The sequence below is a fragment of the Mucilaginibacter sp. 14171R-50 genome (assembly GCF_010093045.1).
In the GTDB taxonomy this organism is placed as follows: domain Bacteria; phylum Bacteroidota; class Bacteroidia; order Sphingobacteriales; family Sphingobacteriaceae; genus Mucilaginibacter.
Genome location: NZ_CP048115.1, coordinates 2,961,307 through 2,984,460, shown reverse-complemented (window position 1 = coordinate 2,984,460; position 23,154 = coordinate 2,961,307). Strand labels below are relative to the sequence as shown.

The 23,154-nt window shown below is 45.6% G+C and carries 12 protein-coding genes; 7 read left to right on the top strand and 5 right to left on the bottom strand.

What is annotated here, in order from left to right; genetic code table 11:
- Nucleotides 1-85: 85 nt before the first annotated feature.
- Nucleotides 86-1,108: a ParA family protein gene (locus tag GWR56_RS13600; RefSeq protein ID WP_162431774.1), complete on the bottom strand. Its 1,023-nt coding sequence runs from the start codon at nt 1,106-1,108 to the stop codon at nt 86-88.
- Entirely contained in the window at nt 1,108-2,286 is a 1,179-nt protein-coding gene (locus GWR56_RS13595; RefSeq protein ID WP_162431773.1) for an ATP-binding protein, read from the bottom strand. The genes GWR56_RS13600 and GWR56_RS13595 overlap by 1 nt, the downstream gene beginning before the upstream one ends.
- Nucleotides 2,287-2,352: 66 nt before the next feature.
- On the opposite strand from GWR56_RS13595, the gene GWR56_RS13590 reads away from it, so the two are divergent.
- The gene (locus tag GWR56_RS13590) at nt 2,353-2,844 is read left to right on the top strand and encodes a hypothetical protein (protein ID WP_162431772.1); all 492 of its coding nucleotides are present in this window, start codon (nt 2,353-2,355) and stop codon (nt 2,842-2,844) included.
- A 491-nt stretch (nt 2,845-3,335) separates the two neighbouring features.
- Here GWR56_RS13590 and GWR56_RS13585 read toward each other — a convergent pair whose 3' ends face one another.
- Genes GWR56_RS13585 through GWR56_RS13575 form a run of 3 tightly spaced genes read right to left on the bottom strand, consistent with a single transcriptional unit; the run spans nt 3,336 to nt 10,900 of the window.
- Entirely contained in the window at nt 3,336-3,638 is a 303-nt protein-coding gene (locus tag GWR56_RS13585; protein WP_162431771.1) for a hypothetical protein, read from the bottom strand.
- Between the two features lies 1 nt (nt 3,639).
- On the bottom strand, nt 3,640-7,317 hold the full coding sequence (locus tag GWR56_RS13580) for a DUF6443 domain-containing protein (protein ID WP_162431770.1): 3,678 nt from the start codon (nt 7,315-7,317) through the stop codon (nt 3,640-3,642).
- 13 nt (nt 7,318-7,330) lie between these two features.
- Complete coding sequence (locus tag GWR56_RS13575; RefSeq protein WP_162431769.1) at nt 7,331-10,900, bottom strand: DUF5977 domain-containing protein; 3,570 nt, start codon at nt 10,898-10,900, stop codon at nt 7,331-7,333.
- 889 nt (nt 10,901-11,789) lie between these two features.
- Between GWR56_RS13575 and GWR56_RS13570 the strand changes: the two genes are divergently transcribed.
- The 6 genes from GWR56_RS13570 to GWR56_RS13545 all read left to right on the top strand — a co-directional run bounded on the left by GWR56_RS13570 (nt 11,790) and on the right by GWR56_RS13545 (nt 23,149).
- Entirely contained in the window at nt 11,790-15,587 is a 3,798-nt protein-coding gene (locus GWR56_RS13570; RefSeq protein ID WP_162431768.1) for a DUF5977 domain-containing protein, read from the top strand.
- Nucleotides 15,587-19,171 (top strand): DUF6443 domain-containing protein, encoded by a 3,585-nt coding sequence (locus GWR56_RS13565; protein WP_162431767.1) that lies wholly within the window; start codon nt 15,587-15,589, stop codon nt 19,169-19,171. The genes GWR56_RS13570 and GWR56_RS13565 overlap by 1 nt, the downstream gene beginning before the upstream one ends.
- Complete coding sequence (locus GWR56_RS13560) at nt 19,153-19,725, top strand: hypothetical protein (RefSeq protein ID WP_162431766.1); 573 nt, start codon at nt 19,153-19,155, stop codon at nt 19,723-19,725. Before GWR56_RS13565 ends, GWR56_RS13560 begins: the two co-directional genes overlap by 19 nt.
- Nucleotides 19,726-20,777: 1,052 nt before the next feature.
- Entirely contained in the window at nt 20,778-21,206 is a 429-nt protein-coding gene (locus GWR56_RS13555; RefSeq protein ID WP_162431765.1) for a type IV pilin protein, read from the top strand.
- A 10-nt stretch (nt 21,207-21,216) separates the two neighbouring features.
- Entirely contained in the window at nt 21,217-21,732 is a 516-nt protein-coding gene (locus tag GWR56_RS13550; protein ID WP_162431764.1) for a hypothetical protein, read from the top strand.
- 1 nt (nt 21,733) lies between these two features.
- Nucleotides 21,734-23,149: a GspE/PulE family protein gene (locus GWR56_RS13545; protein WP_162431763.1), complete on the top strand. Its 1,416-nt coding sequence runs from the start codon at nt 21,734-21,736 to the stop codon at nt 23,147-23,149.
- Nucleotides 23,150-23,154: the final 5 nt, after the last annotated feature.

Sequence of the window (23,154 nt, the reverse complement as noted above, 5' to 3'; positions counted from 1 at the left end):
AAGTAAAACATCCGGTATTACGCTACTTTTGTGAAAATAAAATAAAACAAATCCGTCTTTGCCTGCGGTAATAATAAGCGCAAACTTAAAAAAGCGATAAATGTCCGGAAGTGGCGACACCCGGATCATCTGCAATAACCTTTTCAACTATTTTGTCTGTAAGGGTACTAAAATCATCGTAACTGCTCTTAACAGCTCCAAGATGCGCTCCAATAGCGCCATCTGAAGGCTTCAGTAAAAAGATTGGTTTACGTGCTTCCATCGCCATAGGTATGAGGCTGTGATAATGTTTTAGTAAAGCCAGGCAGTAGGGGTCATCATTCACGCTGAGTTCAGTCGGGTCTTCTTCATTTAGCACATAATGATGAAAAGTTAACGGAATTCTATTGGCCCATTTTAGATAAGATTTCACAGGACGGCTTTCTTTAATGCCATGTTGCATCACCACATACCCAAGCGGCTCAATTTTCCCGGATGGTAAATTGAGCGTAGATTCAGGGTTTCTGCTGGCCCTATCTGCCCATTCCTCCTGCCATGTGCCTAACCTGCTACCCAAATTCTTAAGGCCCTGAAGAGAAAAAAGATCGGCAGCCATAGGAACGACCACGTAATCCGCAGCGATTAAGGTGGCGCGATTGATCGCTCCAAAGTTTGGTCCGATATCAAGAATGATAAAATCGGCTTCAAAACGCTCTCCGGCTTCCTGGATGATTCTGTAAAAAGAGGAAACCACCCTAAATGCTGCCTCATCCCTGTTCAGACAGTTATTCCAGCTAACGCTAAGCTTATCTTCGAAAAGTGATAATTCCAGATCGCCAGGTATAAGTCCGATCTGATCAGATATCCGTTGGATCTGGGCCGAAGTGACATCTCCTGTTCCCCGGTTCAAAGGTTTAATGCTATCCATGATCGTAGGCCGGAGATGATCTGTGTCATAGATCTCCTGTAAACGTTCTTCATCCAGGAACATAGAGGTTAGGTTGGTTTGCGGGTCGAGATCCACTGCCAGGCACCGATAACCTTTCTCAGCAAGCATATAGGTAAAATGATAGACCAACGTTGTTTTTCCAACGCCCCCTTTGTTGTTAAAAAATGCAATTGTCTTCATTATTTTTTGAATATGATAACGCCAAAGCTAGTGGGCTCGTTGATGATAAATTTGGGTTCTGTCGATCCGTTTTTGACCAGCGCGCTAATCGCTCTTTTAACGCCGACATTAAAACTGTTGATATAGCCAAGATTCTTTGCTGCTTCTGCTAATGTCGGGTTCCGGTAATCATTTTTATTTGGAAAGTTCTCCGGGCGTGCATTGCCATACAAACCACCAGGATTTGTGATCTCTATCCGGTCGCTGAATTCGTAAAACTTGATCGGCGCATTGGATTGATAGTCTTTATGAATAACTGCATTGTATAAAAGTTCCTGTATTGCTGAGGCCGGATAAGCCTCCTGATAACCTTGTCCGAGATCTGCTTGGACCCGTTTTACGATTTGCGATTTTATAAAGTCATCCATTACTTTCATTTGTGTTGTCAGATCGCCATCGAAACGATGTTCAAATTCAAATTCGCTTGTTTCGTCATCCCCGTTGAATTTAACGTACTGAACATATGCGCCGCTCAGGTAAAATCTCGGGTTTTTACCAAAAAGCAGGATACCCGCATTTGTAGGGCAATCCTGTTTAAGATCATAAAATTTCAAGGACGACAATTGCTCCTTTATTTCTCGGCCGTTCGCTTCCAGCGTTTCCCTGTCAATAGCTGTCGGCAGGTAGGTAAGTTTGAATATTTCCAGGCTCAGATCGTCCAGCTTGCTCCCAAATGCCGGCTGCGTGTCAAACGAACGGGCAAAGGTTGAGCGTTTTTCGCTCAGTATACGCTCTTCGGTTTCATTAGCGATCCCCTTACGCGGTCCTGTACGGATACACACTTTTCCTTTATAACGGGCCGGAGGAACCAATGATGGCATCACTTCTACCACGGTTACTTCGCCTTCAGGAAAAGAAAATGCCTTGACAGACATCGCCGGTGGCGGCACGATCCTGCCGTCCGTCCGGAACGCAAGCAATGTTTGCATGATCTGCTCGTCAGACTTTGTGCCATCTAACGTTCCGTCATCATTTGCACCGATGATCAGGTACCCGGGTAAACCATGACCTGACATATCATTACAAAAAGAACAGATAGCTTCGCCAAATTTGTCCGCATTATTTCTTGATACCGTTTTTTCGACCCGATCATCTTCTAACAAGGGCAAAAGCGCTTTTAACTCATCCTGGTTAAGCATATACTATCATAAGTTTAAAGACAAATTTAACTATAAAAATGGAGGAACTGATATTTCATCTTGCAAATGTATCAGCTTCTTGCTATCAACTTTACCAGCAAGTTGATCGCTACAACGGACTTGCCCGTTCCGTGCTCCAATGATTACGACATTCTTCTGACTGCAGGCCGACGAGAGCGCCAAAGCCATTACTTCTTCCTGAATGACCTTTTGCGCGTCGATCAGCACAAATTCCAAACTGCTTTCGTAAAAAACATTTTTTCAAGGATAGCTTCGTCAGAACCCCACTGGAAAAATATCCAAGATCAAATTGAGCGCTCAAAATGCACTTCGGTTTTGCAATCGGAGATACAGACCGAGGACAGACTCGTCGAACCGGAAAGCGCCTTTTACATCAAGTGTCTTCCTGCCGACCTACCCCTGTATTTCGAAAAAATGCGTGACCTCATCCCCCATATCGATCACTATCTCGAAAATTCCATCGCAAACCAGCCCCTGATCATGGAATTCAGCAAATGGCGCGCCCACCCCCTTTCCCCTACCAGGTACATGTCCTAAAAGGAAAAAATTATGACTTTGAAGCCACCCGCCAATTTCTGGAGCAAATCCGCTTAGTTTCGCTGACCCAGTTGAAAGATGCGATCGCTTCCGGGTTAGGAAATAGTTCTGCCCCATGTCAGAGCTGCCGCGGAAAAGGCAAAACCGAATGCCGGGTGTGCCATGGTAACGGGCAAGTGGTTACGCTGAACACCTGCAGAACTTGCAATGGCACCGGCAAGCAGTTGTAGCCGTTAAGGTTAGCGATCTTTTTGAAATAAAAGGCCCAGTATTCCGGCCAGCATCGCTTTTTACCTCTTTGTTTCCCGCTTTACCGTACGTATGATTCAAAAAGTCTACAAAACTTTCTGCAGTGCCTGAATATTCCCTGACCAGCTCCAATTTCCTTTTTTACCCCTGATTTGGATTTGTTGCCTGTGTATAATACGCCCGTAAGGGCGCGGTTCTATAGCCATCCCGTTAGGTGCTTTACTATAAGGTTTCGGAAGTTACTATTTAATAATTTGCAAAATAGTCGCCTCTCCAATCGCCTCGTAGTGCGGGCCTAAAAAAAGCCTGTTGTCCACAAAAAAATTTTTCATTAACGATTCATTTCTCACTACACGCAATTTTAAAACCGTTTCCGTATTAAGCTGCAGCGGCTCATGCCCGACAACAACTTCAGCCGGTAAAGAAGGGCGCTGGTCTTTGAACCAGACCGATACCCTGATCGTATTTTGAACAGGGAAACGAAAACATTGCTGTGCCTGTTCAAAAAATATCAATTTTACAAGTAATTCAACAAGACCATCCATATTACCTATATTGAAACCAGTTTATTGTCATCGCAGAATTAAAGATAGAAAGATTTGTGCTATTGCTGATCGTTCCGCCCGGATAACCGTCAACATGAGGTACATTGTTGATCAGGTCATGACCGTATTCAGAAAACAGATAGTTTGGATTACCAGGTGTCACAAAAGAGGTAGGTATCGTTAACTTGACCGTGAACTGCTTCTGAAATTGTGTTTGCATCCAAAAGTCAAGCCCGGATTCTCCAATCCAGAATTGTTTGCCCGCATAATTATTTTCCGAAATGGAAAACCCCCCGCTTTCTCTTATCGATTTATATTCGTTCGGCCCGAAGTTTCTGTATAACGTAGTGGTCCCCTCACCATAATTGTTATTGATCCACGTCTGCGTGTTATCCAGCATAGCGGTCGAATTCTCCTGATTTACCTTCCACTGCCTCATTTTACCGGCCATATCGGTCGGGTCGCTCAGATACTTTTCAAACCTTGCGGCCTCGAAACTGGCAGTCCCCTCCTGTTTCGCCATGGCCCCCAGCACCGGATCGATCGTATTCCAGTTGGCGAATCCTTCTTCCGTGACATAAGTTGCGGGATTTTCCGGCAGGATAAAATCACTGACAAAAAAACTCGCCGTAGTTGCCAGACCAAGCATCGCGCCGCCTACATCTCCTTTCCGGGCTGCGTTCGTAAAATCAACGATGCCGCCAAAGGGCGTCAAATGGATCATGAAACCATAGAAATTGTTCAGCCCCTGATCCCATGCGCTCGTCGTCGGTTTCCACATATCACTTTTTGCTACTGTCCAGTCCCGGTAGATCAGGTAACGTGCAAATTCATCGACACTGGGAATCACATCAAATACCGATTGACCGTCAGGATCAACGTTGCGGACCGGGTTGTTATAGGTGTAACTGTAAGGGCTCCATCTGCGGCTGCTTTCTGCCTCGTTATCCACGTTATTCCAGCGGGATAAACTTTGGTTATAAAGCCTGGCGCCGAAATCATAACCGTTGATGTCTGCCGAATACTCCTTGTTACTGAATTTATAGGGGTAGACCGGGCCGGTATCGTCCAGATAAGCGATCTGCTTTCCAAAGGCATAATAATCTGTGATCTGCACGATATCATTGGCGGAGAAAACCCCGTTACCATCATCTCCAAACACCGCCCTGGGGCTGCCCAAATGATCGGCAATCGAATATTCCGGTTTGTACGAGACACCGTTTTTGATCACCCGCCCCTCTTCGTTATAAAAGCTTTCGAGCGTATTCGCATTGTATTCGATACCCGAAATGTAGCTCCGGTCCTCGATAATTCCTCCACCTGCATTGGCGGTAATCTTTTCCAGCTTTGTTCCGGTAGGCGTATAACAGAATTTGATCGTTTTCCCGGACACCAGGGTAATCAGCGACGGAAGATTTATGGCGTTATACTGGATGCTGGAGATCAATTTGCTGTCACTTGCTTCGTTACCGCTGGAATGATAGGCAAAGGTTGCATTATAGCCTTCTGTCCCTAAATCACTAACCGACTTCAGGGCGTTGCTGCGCTGCGAACCTGCACCATAGTTGTAGCTGAGTTTGTTTGCAAATGTCGTGCTGTTGGTTATATTCCTGTTCAGGGTGAGGATGTTTCCCAATTCGTCGTAAGTGATGGCCTCACTAAACTTGTCATTGCCGGACGGCGAGCGGTAACCGGCGCCGGTAAGCCTGTTCATGGCATCATAAGAATACACGTAACCCCGCCGTTCCTGCACCATTGGGGATTTAGCGAGCGACTGCCAGCTTATGGAACTGATATTCCCGTTATATTGCGGCGTTGCAGGGGTATAAAGGCTACTGGGGCTCTCATAGTCAATTTGCTCTGCAAATAGGTCCTGTCCGCCATACACAGGGTCGCTTAGGTTGCCCGGGTCATTGATACTGGTCAGCCAGCCCCGGTTATTATAACGGTAGTCAACATGTTGAAAAAAACCGGTAAGCGGCGGCGTTGCGCTGGAACTGGCGCTGTGAAGATGTTTTGTCTTCAGGCGGCCAAGTTCATTATACTCAAATGCTACCGGCGTATAAATAGCCCCGGTATTGATCTTTTGCTGCACCGAAGTTTTCTGGCCGCCGGCATTGTAATTGTTCCAGCTGACCACATTCAACTGTTGTACCGACGACACATAATGCAGCCGGGTACTCTTAGTGACCTGGCCGCTGAAATTATATTCCTGCTCGGCCACATCATAATTGCCCGCGTTTGTGCTCCCCTGCTTGAAGGACTGCGTGATGGTTTTCACGTTTCGCCCGTAAAGGTCATAATGGCTGATGCTGAGCAAATAAGTGGACGTTGGTGCACCGATGACTTTGTACAGGGTTCCGGTTGCAAGTCCCGACGGCGCCCTGTAAAGATTGTCAGCAGCAGGTGCTGTGAATACGCTGGTATTGGGATTGATAGCTGCATTCGAAAGAAAATCATACCCATCGTAGTAGGATACGGACCAAATTTCCTTTGCGGCGCTTAAGGTGTTGTCAGGGTAACTATTATCTGAATAGCCGTAATTGACAGGTGTATTAGTGAAAGCCTCAAAAGCGGGCCCCGCAAATGACTCTGCTGTCGCCTGCAATGCCGTCCGGTTGCTTGCGCTTGTCAGTGTACCGGTCATGACCGTGTGCCCCTGGGCATCGAATTTAAAAAAAGCCCATACGCCCAGGGCCAGTTGCGATGGGGTCTGGCTTAGCACGACCTGGTCCGCTTTGTTATACACGAAATACTCCCATCCTTTACCCGGGATTTTCTTCTCAGTCATCCGGCCGCGGCCGTCATAATGGTAGCCGTATAAAAAATTTGCAAAAAGTGGGTCGCTCTCCGAAAATGAAGAAGGGAGCGGAACGGCAGCAGGCAGTGTAGGCAATGGCGGCACCACGTAACGGAGATTATTAAAATCATCATAGAGGTAATCAGTGTATAGATATAGCGCCGCCCCGGCCTGGACCTTTTTACAAACCAAATTTCCGCTTAAGTCTTTGTACTGTGTGACGCTGTAGCCGTTTTCATTCGTGATGGTTGTGCCCAAAAGCTTGCCGGCGGGATACATCGAATAGGAAGCACCCGTACCGCTGACGGTCCATTTTCGCACTTCGTTGGCCGCGTTTGTCCCGTATGAGGTCTTTACCGTGTGGCCCGAGCCGGTTTGCCAGGTCTCTCCGGCGTAGCTTTGTTCCGTAACCCTGGCAAGCGGAGAACCGTCGTATGTCGTTATAGAGAAAGGCACGTTCGTGGTTGCGATCGCCGGCACGGCGGTCCCCGGTGCGTAGAAGCTCGCTGTTTCGGTAGTCCCGGCAGGGCGGTAAGCGCCCGGCGTCGGGTTGGCAAAGGTATACGGAAGCCATTGTTTGGCCTCCCTGCCCATCAGATCATATTCTACGGCATGGATTACATCTTTTCCGGTAAATGATTGCTGGCACCCCACCGTTTGTTTCGTACGACCGAATAGATCGTAATATACAAAGTCGGTTTGCACCAGTGAGGGGTTTGACGCATTGGCATCTACACCTGCAACGGTAGCTACCGGGGATAGCGGTATGCGTGTTCTGAGGTAGTTCTCCTCCTGCGCCTTAACGGTAAACCACTGCAGCAGCAGTAATACGGAGGCAATTTTGGATAGTAAACTATTGCGGATTATAAGCGTATTCATGGTCAAATGTGGTTTAATAAGGGGTTATGCTAAGCGTAAGAATGTTACCTGGACTGATTATGACATTGGTAAAGGTCGTCCCCGGGCCGTACTGCGCCGCCTTGCCCGTCAGGTCGAACACCCGCTGGACTGTGTAACTACCCACCGGAGCAACCGAAACGCTGTAAGTGCCTGAATTAACGCTGACCGTTTTCATTGTACTATTGGCGTTGAAACTAAAGCTTGTATAGCCAGAACCCGAAAACGTTACTACGTACCCGCTCAGACCGGTATGATTGACCAGGTTAAAGGAAACGGGCACACTTACCGGCGTACATGTTCCGTTAACATTTGCGTTGTTTTGTCCGTTAGATTTCTGATCAGCGGCCGCTTTGTCATCCGCATCCTGCTGGGAGAGTGTCGAAGTATAAGCATTGGCCGCTACATTGTAAGGGATTTGTGAAGGGGTAGTGTTAACCGGGCAGCCTTGTTTTTCATAGGTCTGGCTGATGGCTGCATTACTGAAAATTCTTTTATGGTACGTATAGGTTTTCGTAATAAATCCGTTCAGGTCACGCTCCACGACCAACCGTCTGTAATTGTCGTACTCATAACTTACCGTCTGTCCTTTTTCATCGCCCGACCCGGTAAGCCCGACCAGCGGTTCGTAATTATAGGTACTCATCAGCGCATCGGCAGGATAAAGACGCAAATCATCGAACCAAACCGTTCCGCCGCCAGGGGCGCCGTTGTTGTCGACCCGGAGATTCAGCTGGGTAACATCGGCCGGAACCAGGAATGTCTTTTCAAGGTACACCCATTTGTTGGTCACTGTGGTAATAACATTGTCAACATAAGAATAGTAACCTGTCTCACCCGCACGTTTCATAAACAAAAAGATTTCGGCTGAAGGCTGCGTGCTGTAAACCCATCCTGAATATTTGAATTTTTTAGGTACCGCCAGGGCCACGCTCAGGGTGATGTTGCTATGCTGATAGATCTCATTGCTACCGGTGTTGACGATCTTCGCAGAATATTGGCCACTGTGGCTAAACGTGTTGTCATAGGTCACCCCTGCCCATGAACCGGCTTCTTCCATGCCGTCATAGAATATCTCATTTGGCTTGGCGTTCACGACTTTGGCAACCGTATAATTTTTATCATATCCATATAAATTAGAGGTCTGGATATTGGAAAAAGCATTTTTGGTACTGAGCGGGTTCCCCCAGGCATCGTAATCGATAACCTGGACCGGTTCTAGATTGGTGTTGTCAATTGTTTCGGTCTCACTGCCGCCGCCCGGGGTGACGGTATAAAAAATATAGTTGCTCTTCAATATCCCCTGGTTCCTGAGCCGGTAAGTGGCTGTTAGTTTGACGCCCGGTCCGGCGGCGGTATAACGGTTTAGCACCGCAGAGGTCAGGTATTCAATGCCGGCTTTTGTTATCGTCTTCGTTGTTTCCACAATATCGCCGATGCGATTGTTTTGTACCATAAAGGATAAAGGCGAACTCGTTGTTACCCCAACCGAAGGTATAGTCGTCAGTACGCTGAAAGGATAGCGGTAAACGGTCTTTTCAACATTCCCGTTGCTCAGGGTTTTCGTCTCTGACGAAATAAAGCTTTCACCGTTATACGAGGTATAGGTGTAGGTTATACCGGTGGTTGAAGAGCCATTGGCGGTCTGGTTGATGAAAAAGTTGTTGGTCTGCGTTTGGGAGGTTAATAATAAGTCCTGCTGCTGAAAATCCGACCTGTGGATGGCGTATAACTGCACCGATGGCAAAAATGGAATACCGGACCAGGGGTACACCTTTTTCCATACTACATCACCCGTAGCGGCGGACATCGAATAGGTGTTGGTAACCTCCGATACCGTTTTTTGATCTGCGTTGATTTCCTCTTTTGACAAGATCTGACCCCGCGCGAATGAGAAAGAGGTTTTGGGAAAGTTTGGTGAATAGATGTCGGAAATGGGATCGATCGTGGTGCTGGAGTGATCGTTGATGTTGTACCTCGTTTCGTTTCCTACATCGGGATAATCCGAATAGTTGGTATAGTGGTATCTGCTGGCGCTGCCGTCGGCATTGGTCACCTTAACCCATGAATAGCCCACGCTTAGCCCTGCCAGGTCGGCAACGGCGGTGATCGACTCGGAGAAATAGTACATAGCGGGCGCCGCGTAGAACCATTCCAGGCCAGAACCGTTGAAGGACTGGCCGCTGGAGTACCCGGTGGACGGGTCCGTATAATCATAGGTCTGACTGCTTACCACAGCATTATTCTCACCATAGCTGGTGACATTCTTTATCCTCACGCCGCCGACCACTTGGCTTTGGCCGACCACATTTTGCTCATAGGTAAACTTGTCAGTACCGCCAAACTCATTCGTTGCCGATAACAGGATGTTTGCTTGCGTTCGCACCGGGTCAGGAGATTTGTTGCTCCCGCCATAACCTTCTACGTTGGAAGTTCCCGGATTTGAATTGTAATAGCCCCAGTAGTCGGTTTGAATTGAATTCCTCTCGGGCAGACTTACCTGCGAGTTGTACGTGAACCCGTACATGTAATGCCGTTCGGTTGTGACAATGTCCTGTCTTTCAATGGAAGAGAGCAGCAGCCTGTAGGAAGGGAAAAAGCCGGTATAGTTGAAGTGGTAAATATATTCCGTTTTACCTTTCTGTTTGAGCTCGATCTCATATAAAGCAGGCGAATTGTCAAAATTGAAATTGACTTCAAAGATGGAATAAGTGATACTCTTCAGCGATAACGGGGCGCTGATGCTGACATCGCTATCCTCATTATAGGCTTTTGATTTCGTCTGGTTGTTTTCGACATAATACATGACCACATTCAGGTAATTGGTATATGACTGCCCGGAAGTGCTTTGATAGGAAAAATTAATGATCTGATTGTCTGTAGTTATTATCTTGCTCAGATACCATCCTGATATGAAGGTTTTAGTGAATGCATTAACGGCATTTTGCCCCTTATTGGTTACTACGCTTGTTTCCGTTGCGCCGCTGCCAAAATAATAGCTGTTCCCCTGACGGTCCTTTATAATCCATTGTTCCTGTCCGCCCGCTGCCCTGCCTGTGGTTCGGTCAAAGGGGCTGTAGATAATTTTTAAACCGTAGGATGATTTCAACACGGGCCGGCCATCTGGATCAAGCATAAAGATCCCCGAGAAGTTCAAAAAACTAAAAAAGAACTGATCAGGCTCGGTGTCCCAGGTGGTCTTTGTATTGTCGTTATTTATGGCATTTACGGCATAGGTCGTGGTAGCTGCCACATAGTTGTTCCCCCCGATCCGGTTGGCCCCGCAATAGCCGTTGGCATGTTCGTCCGGCAGGCCTTGGACATAGCGTCCGATAAGCCCGCCTGCGTTTAGTTTCCAGGAAGTGCCCGTTATGCTCTGCAGCTCCTGCACTTTAACGCCCGACGCTTTATAAGAAACGCTGATCGGAATGTCTATGCCGGCAAACTTTAATTTAGTAATTGCAGCTTCGTACTGCAGCTGGCCGCTGTACAGATTTACCTTATAATTCTGGGAGCTGTTTAACGCTGAAGCTGCATTTGCGGACGGCGAAGCAACGGAATTCACATTGACTGTCGCATTCTGCCCGTAGGCACATGCTGCCTGGAAGAAAATAAGCAGGAGTACATATAAGAGCCGCAGTCCCCGCAGGTAGTTGTTAGAATGCAAATTGAATAATCTGATAACGAAAAGGAGCTTCTTTGAATATCCCGGTACGGATGCGAAAGCGCGGACAGAAACGACAACGCGTTGCTTTGTTAAAAGTGTCATTTGTGATATGGGTTGGTTGGTTACGTATTCATACGAATACGGCATCCCTAAAATAATGCCTTTTTTTTAAAAATCAAACCACTGACGGTTATTTTTTGAAATCATGATGTCATGATCAAAAGTCCGCCATTGAACATTGTAACGGCTTAAGCCTCGACAACCTTGATATCGCTATCGGGCAATAGAGCGCTAGAAATGGCCGGACCAGATCGCCACTGGTTATCATAGTTTATCTCCAGAAATCGCCTTTTAAAGCATAAACCCGCAATCCGCAACATGCGTCCATTTATTCCGTTTCTCTTTGCGGGGCTTCCCTCGCTGGTAATCTTGTATCAGAGAATACCTGTACTGACACAGTTCCTGTCGCCATCAAGGAACGTACTGCATAACTTTGTATATAACAGTCAATGATGTCGCCCCTTACAGGGTCGCCAACAATTGGTAAGGTAGCCTCTCAAAATTCACTGAGTTCATGCGTATAAAAGCTTATTAAATATTTGAAATTGCTTGTTAATTAATCCGCAAAATGTATATCTTTAAAGACCTACAAACCATAACACATAAAAATGAATTCCGCACAAAAAATCGGCCTTTTATCCTTTTCAATAAGACGACTGAGCTCGCACGAGCATAAACGCCTAAATTAATATTGTCGTCCTAATTCCAATTACGCCAAACCTAAATCATGATGTACCTAAACCGCATTAGTATATTAATACTATCCTGTTTTCTTTCTCTGAATCTCATGGCTCAATCCAATGAGAATTTTATTCCTAACGTGTTCAGCAAATCCCCTGCAGCCGCTTCTTTTACGAAGTACGGAGACTACCCGACCAACCTTTCCAGTGGCTTGCCGGGTATTTCTATACCACTTTATACAGTCGAATCCGGCGGATTACAAGTTCCAATAACGCTGTCGTACCACGCCTCAGGCGTAAAGGTGGATCAGGCTGCTACATGGGTTGGCTTAGGATGGTCGTTAAGTTCCGGCGGCAGCATTTCCAGAACGGTGTATGGCCTACCTGATGACGCCGCTACGGGTGGATATTTCCGATACTACCGGAAAGCTATCTCTATCCATACAACTCAATGGAGCGATGTGCAATACCTTTATGGAACGGTAGCAAATAAAAGCAATGATGACCGTCCTGATATTTATAGTTATGATTTGCCAGGATATAGTGGTAAGTTTTTTTTTAACGGGATGAATGGGACCCCGATAACGGGCTACAAAATTGAAATGATCCCCTGGTCACCGCTCTTGATAAAAAATACCGCGACACGCCCCGATTTGGATACGGCAAAGTTCTCTGTGCTTAATGAACATGGTGATAGTTATATTTTGGGCAATACGTATCGGGAGGCTTCCCATACAACCAGTACTTCAAGCCGCCCCGGTGAAGATGCGACAACGTCCTGGATGCTTGAAAAGATGGTATCGCAAAATAAGCACGATACGATCAGCTTTACCTATCGCAAACAAAGTCTTAACCTCCCGGATCAAACGGGCCAGTCCTATCCCGTTGAAGATATGGATGCCGATATGGCAGGGCCGTCACATTTAAATAACAACTGGATGGCATACCAAAGCAACACTTCGTCAACGGTGGACGAACAGGATCCAAAAGAGATCTTTTTTAAAACAGGTAAGGTAGTATTTAAAATATCATCGACCCCACGAACAGATCTCCCCGGCATTCAATCCTATTCGCTCGATACCATACAGGTATTTGCTTACGATTTTAATATTAAGCAATACGAGAGCCGCCCTCAAAAAAGTATTGTTTTCAAAAAGAGTTACTTTTCCGTTATGAGCGGCGCAGTAGGACGTTTGAGACTTGATGGCATTCAGGTTTTGGATAAAGCGGGTAGTATCGTACAGGAGTACAATTTTACCTATAACAATACGCCATTGCCGACATACAATTCATACTCAAAGGATTTTTGGGGGTATTATAACGGTAAAATGGACGCGCCCGGAATAACGCCTTACACGTTGATTCCTAAAACGCAGATTAGTGTCCAGCCTTCTGTAGGAGTGCCGCCCAACAACGTGCCCTATTTACGATATATAGGGAGTAATGATTCCACGAGCCGAGATCCGGACACCGTTAAAATGCAGGCAGGGGTTTTAACAAGGATCCAATACCCCACAGGCGGATTTACGAACTTTACTTATGAGACAAACCGGTATATTGACGAAAATGCTATAACCCGTTTTGTAGGCGGACTTCGCCTGAAATCGATTGAAAGCTATGTTGGTGCCACGGCAGTACCCGTGCTAAAAACTTATAAATATAATACGGCTTATCCCAATTTTATCACAAACCCTGTTACGGGGTATATCAATTACGGGTACTTTGTAAACAGCGCGTTATCGATGACCTACTACCCCACCAAAAGAGTAACCAAACGTGTCAGGATGTATTACTCCGAGTCGTCCAGCAGTTTAACACCAACTGAGGGAAATCCAGTAACCTACACTTCGGTCACAGAATATATTGGAGACCCAGTAACCAACATTGGAAAATCTGAATACAATTATAAATTTAATGCAAATACCTACTCAGGGGCATCGGGCTACACGCTCCGTCCGGTTATTTTAGACAGATATTTTAAACGCGGCCAGTTGGAGCGAAAAGCGGATTATCTTCATAAATCTGATGGTACATATCAGATAGTTAAGGAGGAATTGCATAGTTATGGCGCATTTTTAGATGGACGTGACACGACGTATAATGATGTCGGCCTTATCGTAGGACAACGGTGGCAATCTTATTCAGAAGGAACACCCTTTCTGTACGAGTCGCCCGTTAACGGTGTGCCAGGTGATGAAAATGCATTGCCATTTGCAGCCTATAATATCGTGTCTGGCGATACTTATCCAATTTCGACAACGACAAAGATTTACGATCAAAATGATACGACAAAGTTCCAGGCATCGACCATAGAATATAAATACGACAATTTTAAACATCTCCAAGTGTCGCGAATCAGAATGAACGACAGCAAGGGAAACACAAAAGTTACTGTAAACAAATATCCTGCAGATTATTTAATAGGAGCAGCTACATCTACAAATCACTCGGTTTTGGATGCAATGCTCGCTAGCAATATGCAAGCGGAACTAATTGAAAGGTGGGATAGCGTAAAAAACGCCTCCATAGGCGTTAATGCCGTTATAGGTGCACAGTTAAACCTTTTTCAATCAGGAAATCAGGCGGTACTGCCGGCTGAGATCAGCAAACTTGCTGTTTCCGTTCCATTGACCAACTTTGTGCCCGCATCCGTGGTATCAAATAATATGGTCGCGGATAACAGATATGTTCAGATGATAAAGTTTAATAAGTATATCTATAATGACAATAGTTTGCTTCAATATACCCCGAGAAACGCAGGCCCGACTTCTATCATATGGGATTATAATAATTCCTATCCTGTGGCACAGATCAAAAACGCCATTACATCGACAATATTGGGAAACCACAACAGTGCTTATTCAAGCTTTGAAGCAGATGGCAATGGCAACTGGACGGTTACCGGTGTGCCGGTTTTGGAACAATCCGCTCCTACCGGCCACAAGGTATTGCCGCTTTCCAGTGGCTCTGTCCGTTTGTCCGACGGCGACTTCACAAAGCCGCATACATTAACGTATTGGAGTAATAACGGCGCAGTCTCAGTGTATATAGGTGGCTCGAATTACGCGGGTGCCGCGCTGAAGACCGTCAATGGATGGACATTGTATAAACATGCTATACCCGCGTTCCCCTCTGTGCAAAGTTTATACATATCTGGTTCAGCTATGATTGACGAACTTAAGACATATCCTGCAGATGCGCAAATGATGACTTATACATTCGACACAGATGGGTTAATTGCGACGACTGACGAGAAAGAGCAGATCAGCCGGTTTGAATATGACCCCGCCCAGCGTTTAAAAAACACGAAAGACTGGCAGTATAATATTGTGAAGAGCCAGGATTATCATAACTACAACATGACGGTTGGTAACGACGCACAACCAGTGACAACCTTTACCCGGAATAATTGCCCGCCGTTTACAGTCCCGGGCGCAACCACCTATTCCGTTGCGGCTAATATCTACTATTCGGTTACAAAAGCTTCGGCCAATGCGCTTGCAACATATGACCTCAATACCAATGGGCAGGCTAAAGCCAACGACCCGGCGATTTGCGGCTGCCCAATTCAGTATGTAACCTTCACGATGAAAGATCAGACTGGCCTGGGAACGTATCAGGCGGGATTTTCAGGCCCAAAGACGCTGTATTTCAACATGCCCAGCGGTACCTCTACGGGGCAGGTGCCAGCAAACGATAACTATACCTTGCAGATAAGTGCCATCGGTACGCAGATCAAACATTTCCAGCTAGGCAGTCGCCCCGTTGTTACTGGTCGCACCGCGACATTTAACAATGTGAATATCACTTCTGGAAGCTCAGACCTAACTTTAACAATTTACTAATGGGAACGATTTATAAAAGGCCGCTTATGGCGATGGTGGTAAGAACAGTTCTTACCTCTCTAATCGTTTGTGTTACCCTATTGGTATCCGCTCAAACCACTAACCTAAATTATGTAGTTACCAAGACATTGCGGGTCAGTGGGGTAACGAGTGATGCAGCCTTAAGAATGGCAGCCACCGACAAAAACAAAGTACAGACAGCGATAGAGTATTTAGACGGGTTGAGCAGGCCACTGCAGTCCGTCCAGAAAGCGGCTTCCCCGCTTGGTTTTGATATTGTGCTGCCGAGATTGTATGATTTATACGGGCGGGAGGTGAGGAAATACCTACCATACGTACCCACTACCGGCACCTTGGGCGCTTACCGTTCCGGCACGAGCCCACAGCAAGCCTTCTATAACGTGCCGCCAGCAGGGGTTGTGACCATACCAAGCGCTACCGAAAGGGCTTATGCGGAAACCAAATTCGAAGCTTCTCCATTAAACCGGCCTATCGAACAAGGTGCACCTGGACTGAATTGGAAAATTGGAGGCGCGCATACTGCACTTATGTCTTACGGCGTAAACCTTGCCTCTGACGCTGTGAAACTGTGGCAGATAAATATTGCAGGCGGGGCATCGTATTCAACCACTTATGCAGAGGGCACATTAACCAAAATAAAGGCGCTCGATGAAAATCACAATGCGGTTATAGAGCTTAAAGATAATGAGGGGCATATCGTAAGCCGAAAGGTACAAAACGGGGTCGGTGTTTATCTGACTACCGATTATATTTATGATGATCTCGGTAACCTCCGTTACGTTATCCCACCGTTGCCGAGCGCATCAGGGAGTAATCCGGCAGTACCCATTCCAACTTCTTTTACTGAGGCAGATAATGTTTTTGACGGCTATTTTTATGCCTACCACTACGATGGACTAAATCGGATGATCGAAAAGAAAATACCAGGACAAGGCTGGCAGTATATGGTGTATAACAATATGGATCAAGTGGTCCTGAGTCAGGATGCCAACCAAAAGCTAAGTAATATATGGATGGTGACCAAGTACGATGCCTTGGGTAGAGTAGCGATTACCGGAAAATATTACAACACGACTGCTACCCGATCGAGCCTTCAAACTACAGCCGATACCTATACTAGTAATCTTTATGAAACTTTTACTAATGCCAGTACTTTTTATGGCTATACCCATGTAAGCTGGCCGGATATCAGTACGGGTACAAATAACAAAGTACTTACAGTTACTTACTACGACAAATATGATTTCATTAGCAATGCATCAGTAAACCCGGGTTCAACAGTATTTACAGCTCCGGATCCTTTAGTAGACACTTTGGAAAAGGCACCAAACGGTTTACCCGTGGCTACTTTGACTAACGTTTTAGGGACAACAACGTACCTGTTCACCATAATGCATTATGACCAGTATGGCAAGGCTGTAAAAACGATCAGCCAGCATTACCAGGGAGGTACAGCGGCATACAACAAATACGACACGCAAGAAAGCGCTTATAGCTTCCAGGGGTTGGCTTTGCTAACCACCCGCAAACATTATTTACCGTTATCGGTTCCCGCGCAGATTACCATTAATACATGGAATACTTACGACCACGCAAATCGCCAGGTGTTGACACAAGAGCAATTTATTTCTCCCACCAACACTGGCACGATAACATCAATTTCAAAAATTGATTATAACGAATTAGGACAAGTCAGCGTAAAACACCTGCATAGCACTGATGATGCAACAAACCCGGCAAGCAGCACGTTTTTGCAGCATATAAATTACAGTTATAATTCGCGTGGATGGGTGACAAATATCAACGATCCAACTAATCTCACAGATCCGGTATTCCCTGCTACATTTGACGTCTTTGCCGAGCAGCTGGATTACGACCGATCTGCCATTGGCTACGCCAACACGCCGCAATATAACGGTAATATCAGCGCGGTAAAATGGCAGACAAAAAATCCGTCTTTAACGCCGATAACACAAGAAGTTAAAGGTTACATTTTTAGCTATGATCTGCTTAACCGACTTACCAATGCAGCAAGCAAAGCTTCTCTATCGGGCGACGGATTATATGACGAAAGTCTCACGTATGACGAATTGGGCAACATTCTTGGCCTGACGAGAAAAAAAGAAGGCAGCGTACTCAATAATATGCTTTATAACTATACGGATGCGTCGGTGCGGAGCAATAGATTAAAAAGCATTGTTAATAGCGGAACGGTTAGTGAAAGTCAGACAACGACCTATAACTACAACTCAAACGGCAGTTTAACCGGTGATACAAGAAAGACGGTAACCGGCATTATTTACAACGAGCTGAATCTGCCCTCTGATGTAACCATAACTATGGATAACAAAGTTATTAATTATGTTTACGATGCTGCTGGAACCAAATTGGGAAGGATAATAAAATTAAATAGTGCAGTAAGTGAAGAACGGAGCTACAACGACGGCATTGAGTATGTAGGCAATACAATAGAATTTATCCATATGCCAGAAGGAAGGGTTGTGCCCTCATCTGGAACATATTTTTATGAGTATAACGCTACAGATCACCTTGGTAATGTGAGGGCAGTATTTGGTGACAAAAATGCTAATGGAATTCTCACAACTGATGAGATTTTGCAGATAACTGACAACTATGCATTTGGCAGGGAGATAAATTACACCCAAAACTTAGTACCTTCACCTAATAATAAATACAAATATAACGACAAGGAATATCAAGACGATTTAGCAGAATACGATTATGGCGCACGGTTTTATGACCCTGTGATTGGGAGATGGAATACTATTGACCCTCTTGCGGAAATAAGTAGAAGATGGTCACCATATAACTATGTGGAAAATAATCCACTTATAAATATTGACCCGGATGGTATGTATGCTAATGATGTCAATGACACTCCTACCAATGCTCAAGACTACATGGACCAGCAGACAGAAGATTTTTTAAAAATGTCTGATGTTAGAGTAGCAATAAATAAAGTCCTTTCTGATGGAGGAGGAAAAAAAGGCAAAAAAACTCAGGATAAAAAAAAGGAAAGCGTAAGTGGTGTTATAGTTGTTGGTCCAAAAGTCAATCATCATACCGGTAATACGATTAAAAGCCAATCTGGTGATGATACATTTGCTGATATAACTGATACAGGAACGGGTGTTGTAATAAGTTTTACTCCAGTTGGTTTCGGATACGATACATATACATTGTTTACAGGAGAAGATGCATTAGATACCCATGGCACAAAGATTGGTTGGGGCTGGCGTTTTGCAGGCATGATTCCTTTTATATCAGAATTACGCAAAGCAAGGAAAGTTTGGAACCTTACCGAAAAGGGAGCCGCTATAGTCAAACAACACAACTTATTCGGAAAGTTTTATAAAAGTGCTTCTGACGGACTGTGGTGGTCAAGAGATTTGTTTGGACATGGGGGAAGCCATTTTAAAGTTTTTCGTGAGACAAAAACTGGTTTAGAATGGTTCAAGGATGCAGATAAATACGGTGATTTTATTATAAATAAGCACAAAGGTCCCACTGGAGCTTTTATTCCATGGAAAGAACTACATTAAATAATATGAAAATAATACAATCCATATTGAATAACAAATTCCCATTTCCTTGGGTTAATTTAGAATTTCTACCAAACAGTGATGGCAAACATCTTGAAGTATATTTACGCGATGATACAGATCCTATTTTTGGAATGATTGATATGTTTAATACGCTTTTTTTAAATTCGGTTGACCACATTTATGTATACAATTCAAATTGGTGGGATTTTTCTTTGGAAACATGGGATATTAAGTCGGGTAAAAGCGATTATACAATTGATAACCAAAAATCAGATGATACGCGAAAATATTTAAAAATGCTTTATGAAAATGATATTCCATTAGGGTTTAAAGGCTCGTGTAGTTGCCAAAATTGGGAACAATTTTTATTAACTATTTTACCCTGTATTGTAAATCATAAAGCTCCTTATAGTCCCTTATTTTTTTTCGACAATTACGACATATTCTTTTACTTTCATTATAGTGGCAGTATCGGGTTCTATTATAAAGATAGCAACCGGTTTATAGAAAAGCTAATTGAACATGTGACAATAAATTACATTATTAATTAATAATTACCGCGGTCTATAGGTTCGTTTTTATAACGAAAGCTGTGATATTAGTCACTGAATATTCGGTTACAGGCCCCGGTTAACAATTCCATAACGTTTATGTTTCTGCTAAGATGATTTTCGAAGCCAACTTCTTTTAGAGTAGATATTTAAATATCCATGTGGTTAAAAATAAACTAAGAGATAGCAATATTAATGTGAATAAGATTCAAACTGCTGTAAGAAGTTGTTCAAAACACTTACTAATAATAATCGCTTTTTTACCAAAGCCCGCATATGCAGGCTTTGGTATTGATTAATTAAAAGTCAATGAACGCACTAATTATTCCGTGATATCTCAGTTATGGATGTGACCTTTTGCTCTCCCATCCAACAATTGTGTCTTCACAAACACCTATTGTCTTTGCAACATCTTTTTGGAAGAGACCCGCGTACAATTCGGGTCTTCCGAACATGCGCTCTGAGGGTTTGTAGGTTCAATGGAATCTCTTTTGAAAGGATTTTTAACTATCTTTCGGTATGGAAGAAAAGTGGATGCATGTACGCAGTTGTGACTATTTATCCAAGGAGATTTTAATCATTTCACAAGAAGATGAAACGCCATTACCTCAAGTGCCACTTCTTTGTCGGGTTCTTGTTTTAAACGAAATGTTCTGTCGCTTGTTTGGCCTTTAGGTGCCTTATGATATGGGGGATTTTTGATTTCAGTTCTTGTATTGTTGAGAACGCCTGTAAGATCGCTATTTCTTACAAACATGATGACTGCTACCTTAGAATCACGCCACGTTAAATACCGGTCAAATAATTGTTTAATTGTTGATAGAAACCGCAGATAGCCTATCCAAATTCACACTCCGCAATAAACGTCCCGCGAGTCGCAATGACGCCTTCGTAAAGGAACTTTAACTCGGTAAAAAGAAGTCTCGTAGCCCGTTTCATCCCGTTAAAAAAATTGGACCAAACAAATCGATGATGTCTTGGCTAATGATTAAATCGGAGAAAAAAACTTTGTTTTTGAGAAAAAACGGTAAATTAGTGGTTAATTCCTGATTATGAAATTACCTAAACCGCAGCTCAAGATCCGAAGGGTCAAAGCGTTTACATTAACCGAAGTGCTCGTTGTGCTGGTCATCATCGGTATATTGATCTTTTTGGCCCTGCCTACCTTTATGCCGCTGATCACCAAGACAAAAAGTACGGAAGCGAAAACACAGCTCGCCTACCTGCAGACCCTGGAGGAAAGTTATTTCTTTGAACATTCCCGTTACACACAGGATATGACCGAGATCGGCTTTATCCAGCGCAAACTGGTCACCGACGACAAGACCGGCACCGCGAATTACCGCATCGAGATCATTAAGGCCGACAACACCGGCTTCGTGGCCCGGGCCACTTCGGTGACCGACTTTAACGGCGACGGAAAATTTAACGTCTGGGAGATCAACCAGGACAAGGCGATCAAAGAAGTTACCCCCGATTAAAGTGCTTTTCTTGCTAAAAATAGCGGCTGCCGCGCTTTTAATAACCGTATTGGCACAGGACATGAGAACGCGGTCGGTATCCTGGCCCGTATTCCCGCTGCTCGCACTTTGCGGTTTAGGTCTACAGTGGGGCCACGGCTATCCGCCTTCGGAAGTGCTGATGCCGGTATCCGTGAGCCTGCTGTTCCTGGTCGTGCAATTTGCCCTGGTGAAGCTGTACTTCACTTTGAAACAGGGTAAAAAAGTGGTGCTTGCGGACAGCCTTATCGGCTGGGGAGACATGGCGTTCATGGCATGCACCGCCTTTATGTTGCCGGTACTCACTTTTATATTATTTTACATGGTTTCGCTATTGCTGGTCCTTGCGGGCTGGCTACTATACAGCCGGATCCGGAAAGCGGGCGGCAATCACATCCCGCTGGCGGGCTTACAGGCGCTGCTGTTGCTTTTGCTTTTAGCCGGCGACTGGGCGCTCGGCTGCTATGACCTGTATGACGATCAATTATTCACTTTTCTGATTCGCTGATATGGAAGAGATCATCATCAGCACCGACGAACTGCACAAGCTAAAGGCGGAAACGGCCTGGCATTACGGCGTTCTTCCCAAAGAGCGCAAAGCGGATGTTTTTGAATTATATTGCGGGCCGGATATTGACCCGGAAACCTTTGAGGAAGAGATCAGCGTTGTTTTGGGAAGCGCTGTACGGCTTTTTCCACTGCCCAAAGCACATATCGAGCGGCTGCTCGGCACCTACTACCAGCGTGCAGGCAACGGGCAGCCCGGCGAAACAGGCGCAAAGTCGGATAATTTTCTCCGTAAGCTGATCGCGGAAGCACGCAGGCTCAGGAGCAGTGATATCCATATCGAAACCTATGAGAACAAGTGCCGGGTGCGCATGCGTATCGACGGGCTGCTCGTCGAGCGCCACCTCGTCGCCCAGGCAGATTACCCTTCGCTTGTCAATATCATCAAAGTGGAAGCCAACCTGGACATCGCCGAAAAGCGCCTGCCGCAGGACGGACGGATGAGCTTCGAAAGTCCGGAAGCCAAATTTGACATCAGGGTCTCGGTCCTGCCCACCCTTCACGGCGAAAAAGTCGTTTTGCGCTTGCTGAACAACGATGCGGCCGATATCAGCCTGGACCGGCTCGGCTTTTCCGGCCGCGACCTGGACAATTACCTCCAGGGTGTCAAACGGCCGAACGGCCTGCTGCTCATCAGCGGTCCGACCGGGTCCGGCAAGACCACCACGCTGTACGCGACGCTGAAGCTGCTCAACCAGGAGACGCGGAACGTGCTCACGATCGAGGATCCGATCGAATATACGCTTGACGGGATCAACCAGACGCAACTTAAGGAATCCATCGGGCTGACCTTCGGTGCCGCGCTGCGTACTTTTCTGCGGCAGGACCCCGATGTGATCATGGTCGGCGAGATACGGGACCAGGATACAGCAAATATGGCTATCCGGGCAGCCATGACCGGCCACCTCGTGTTATCCACCATCCACACCAATTCAGCCTGGGGTACCGTCAACCGTCTGATCGATATGGGCGTGCCGGCCTTTATGCTGTCCGGTACCCTGAACACCTCTGTGGCGCAGCGGCTGGTCCGGCTGCTTTGCCCGGCCTGTAAAAAGCAGGTCACATTTGATCCTGCTGTCTTTCCCGCGCATTTCAAATTGCCCCGCGCCATCAGCACCTGCTACAAGGCCGCAGGCTGCAGTGAATGTTTTTATACCGGTTACAAGGGCCGCAAAGCCATTTACGAAGTGATCCCCATTGATGCGGAACTCTCCGCGGAAATAAAAAAGGGCAATCAGCAGGTAACGGACCTGTTGAAGGCCCGCGGCATCGGAACGCTTGCCGAAAATGCGTTTACCCTGTTCTGTGACGGCGCCACCTCAGCTGAAGAAATATACCCCCTGTTGTTTAACTTTTAGATTTT

Coding starts and splice junctions, on each gene's coding strand:
- GWR56_RS13600 (WP_162431774.1), bottom strand. CDS start 1,108: ATGAAGACAATTGCATTTTTTAACAACAAAGGGGGCGTTGGAAAAACA.
- GWR56_RS13595 (WP_162431773.1), bottom strand. CDS start 2,286: ATGCTTAACCAGGATGAGTTAAAAGCGCTTTTGCCCTTGTTAGAAGAT.
- GWR56_RS13590 (WP_162431772.1), top strand. CDS start 2,353: ATGTATCAGCTTCTTGCTATCAACTTTACCAGCAAGTTGATCGCTACA.
- GWR56_RS13585 (WP_162431771.1), bottom strand. CDS start 3,638: ATGGATGGTCTTGTTGAATTACTTGTAAAATTGATATTTTTTGAACAG.
- GWR56_RS13580 (WP_162431770.1), bottom strand. CDS start 7,317: ATGAATACGCTTATAATCCGCAATAGTTTACTATCCAAAATTGCCTCC.
- GWR56_RS13570 (WP_162431768.1), top strand. CDS start 11,790: ATGATGTACCTAAACCGCATTAGTATATTAATACTATCCTGTTTTCTT.
- GWR56_RS13565 (WP_162431767.1), top strand. CDS start 15,587: ATGGGAACGATTTATAAAAGGCCGCTTATGGCGATGGTGGTAAGAACA.
- GWR56_RS13560 (WP_162431766.1), top strand. CDS start 19,153: ATGGAAAGAACTACATTAAATAATATGAAAATAATACAATCCATATTG.
- GWR56_RS13555 (WP_162431765.1), top strand. CDS start 20,778: ATGAAATTACCTAAACCGCAGCTCAAGATCCGAAGGGTCAAAGCGTTT.
- GWR56_RS13545 (WP_162431763.1), top strand. CDS start 21,734: ATGGAAGAGATCATCATCAGCACCGACGAACTGCACAAGCTAAAGGCG.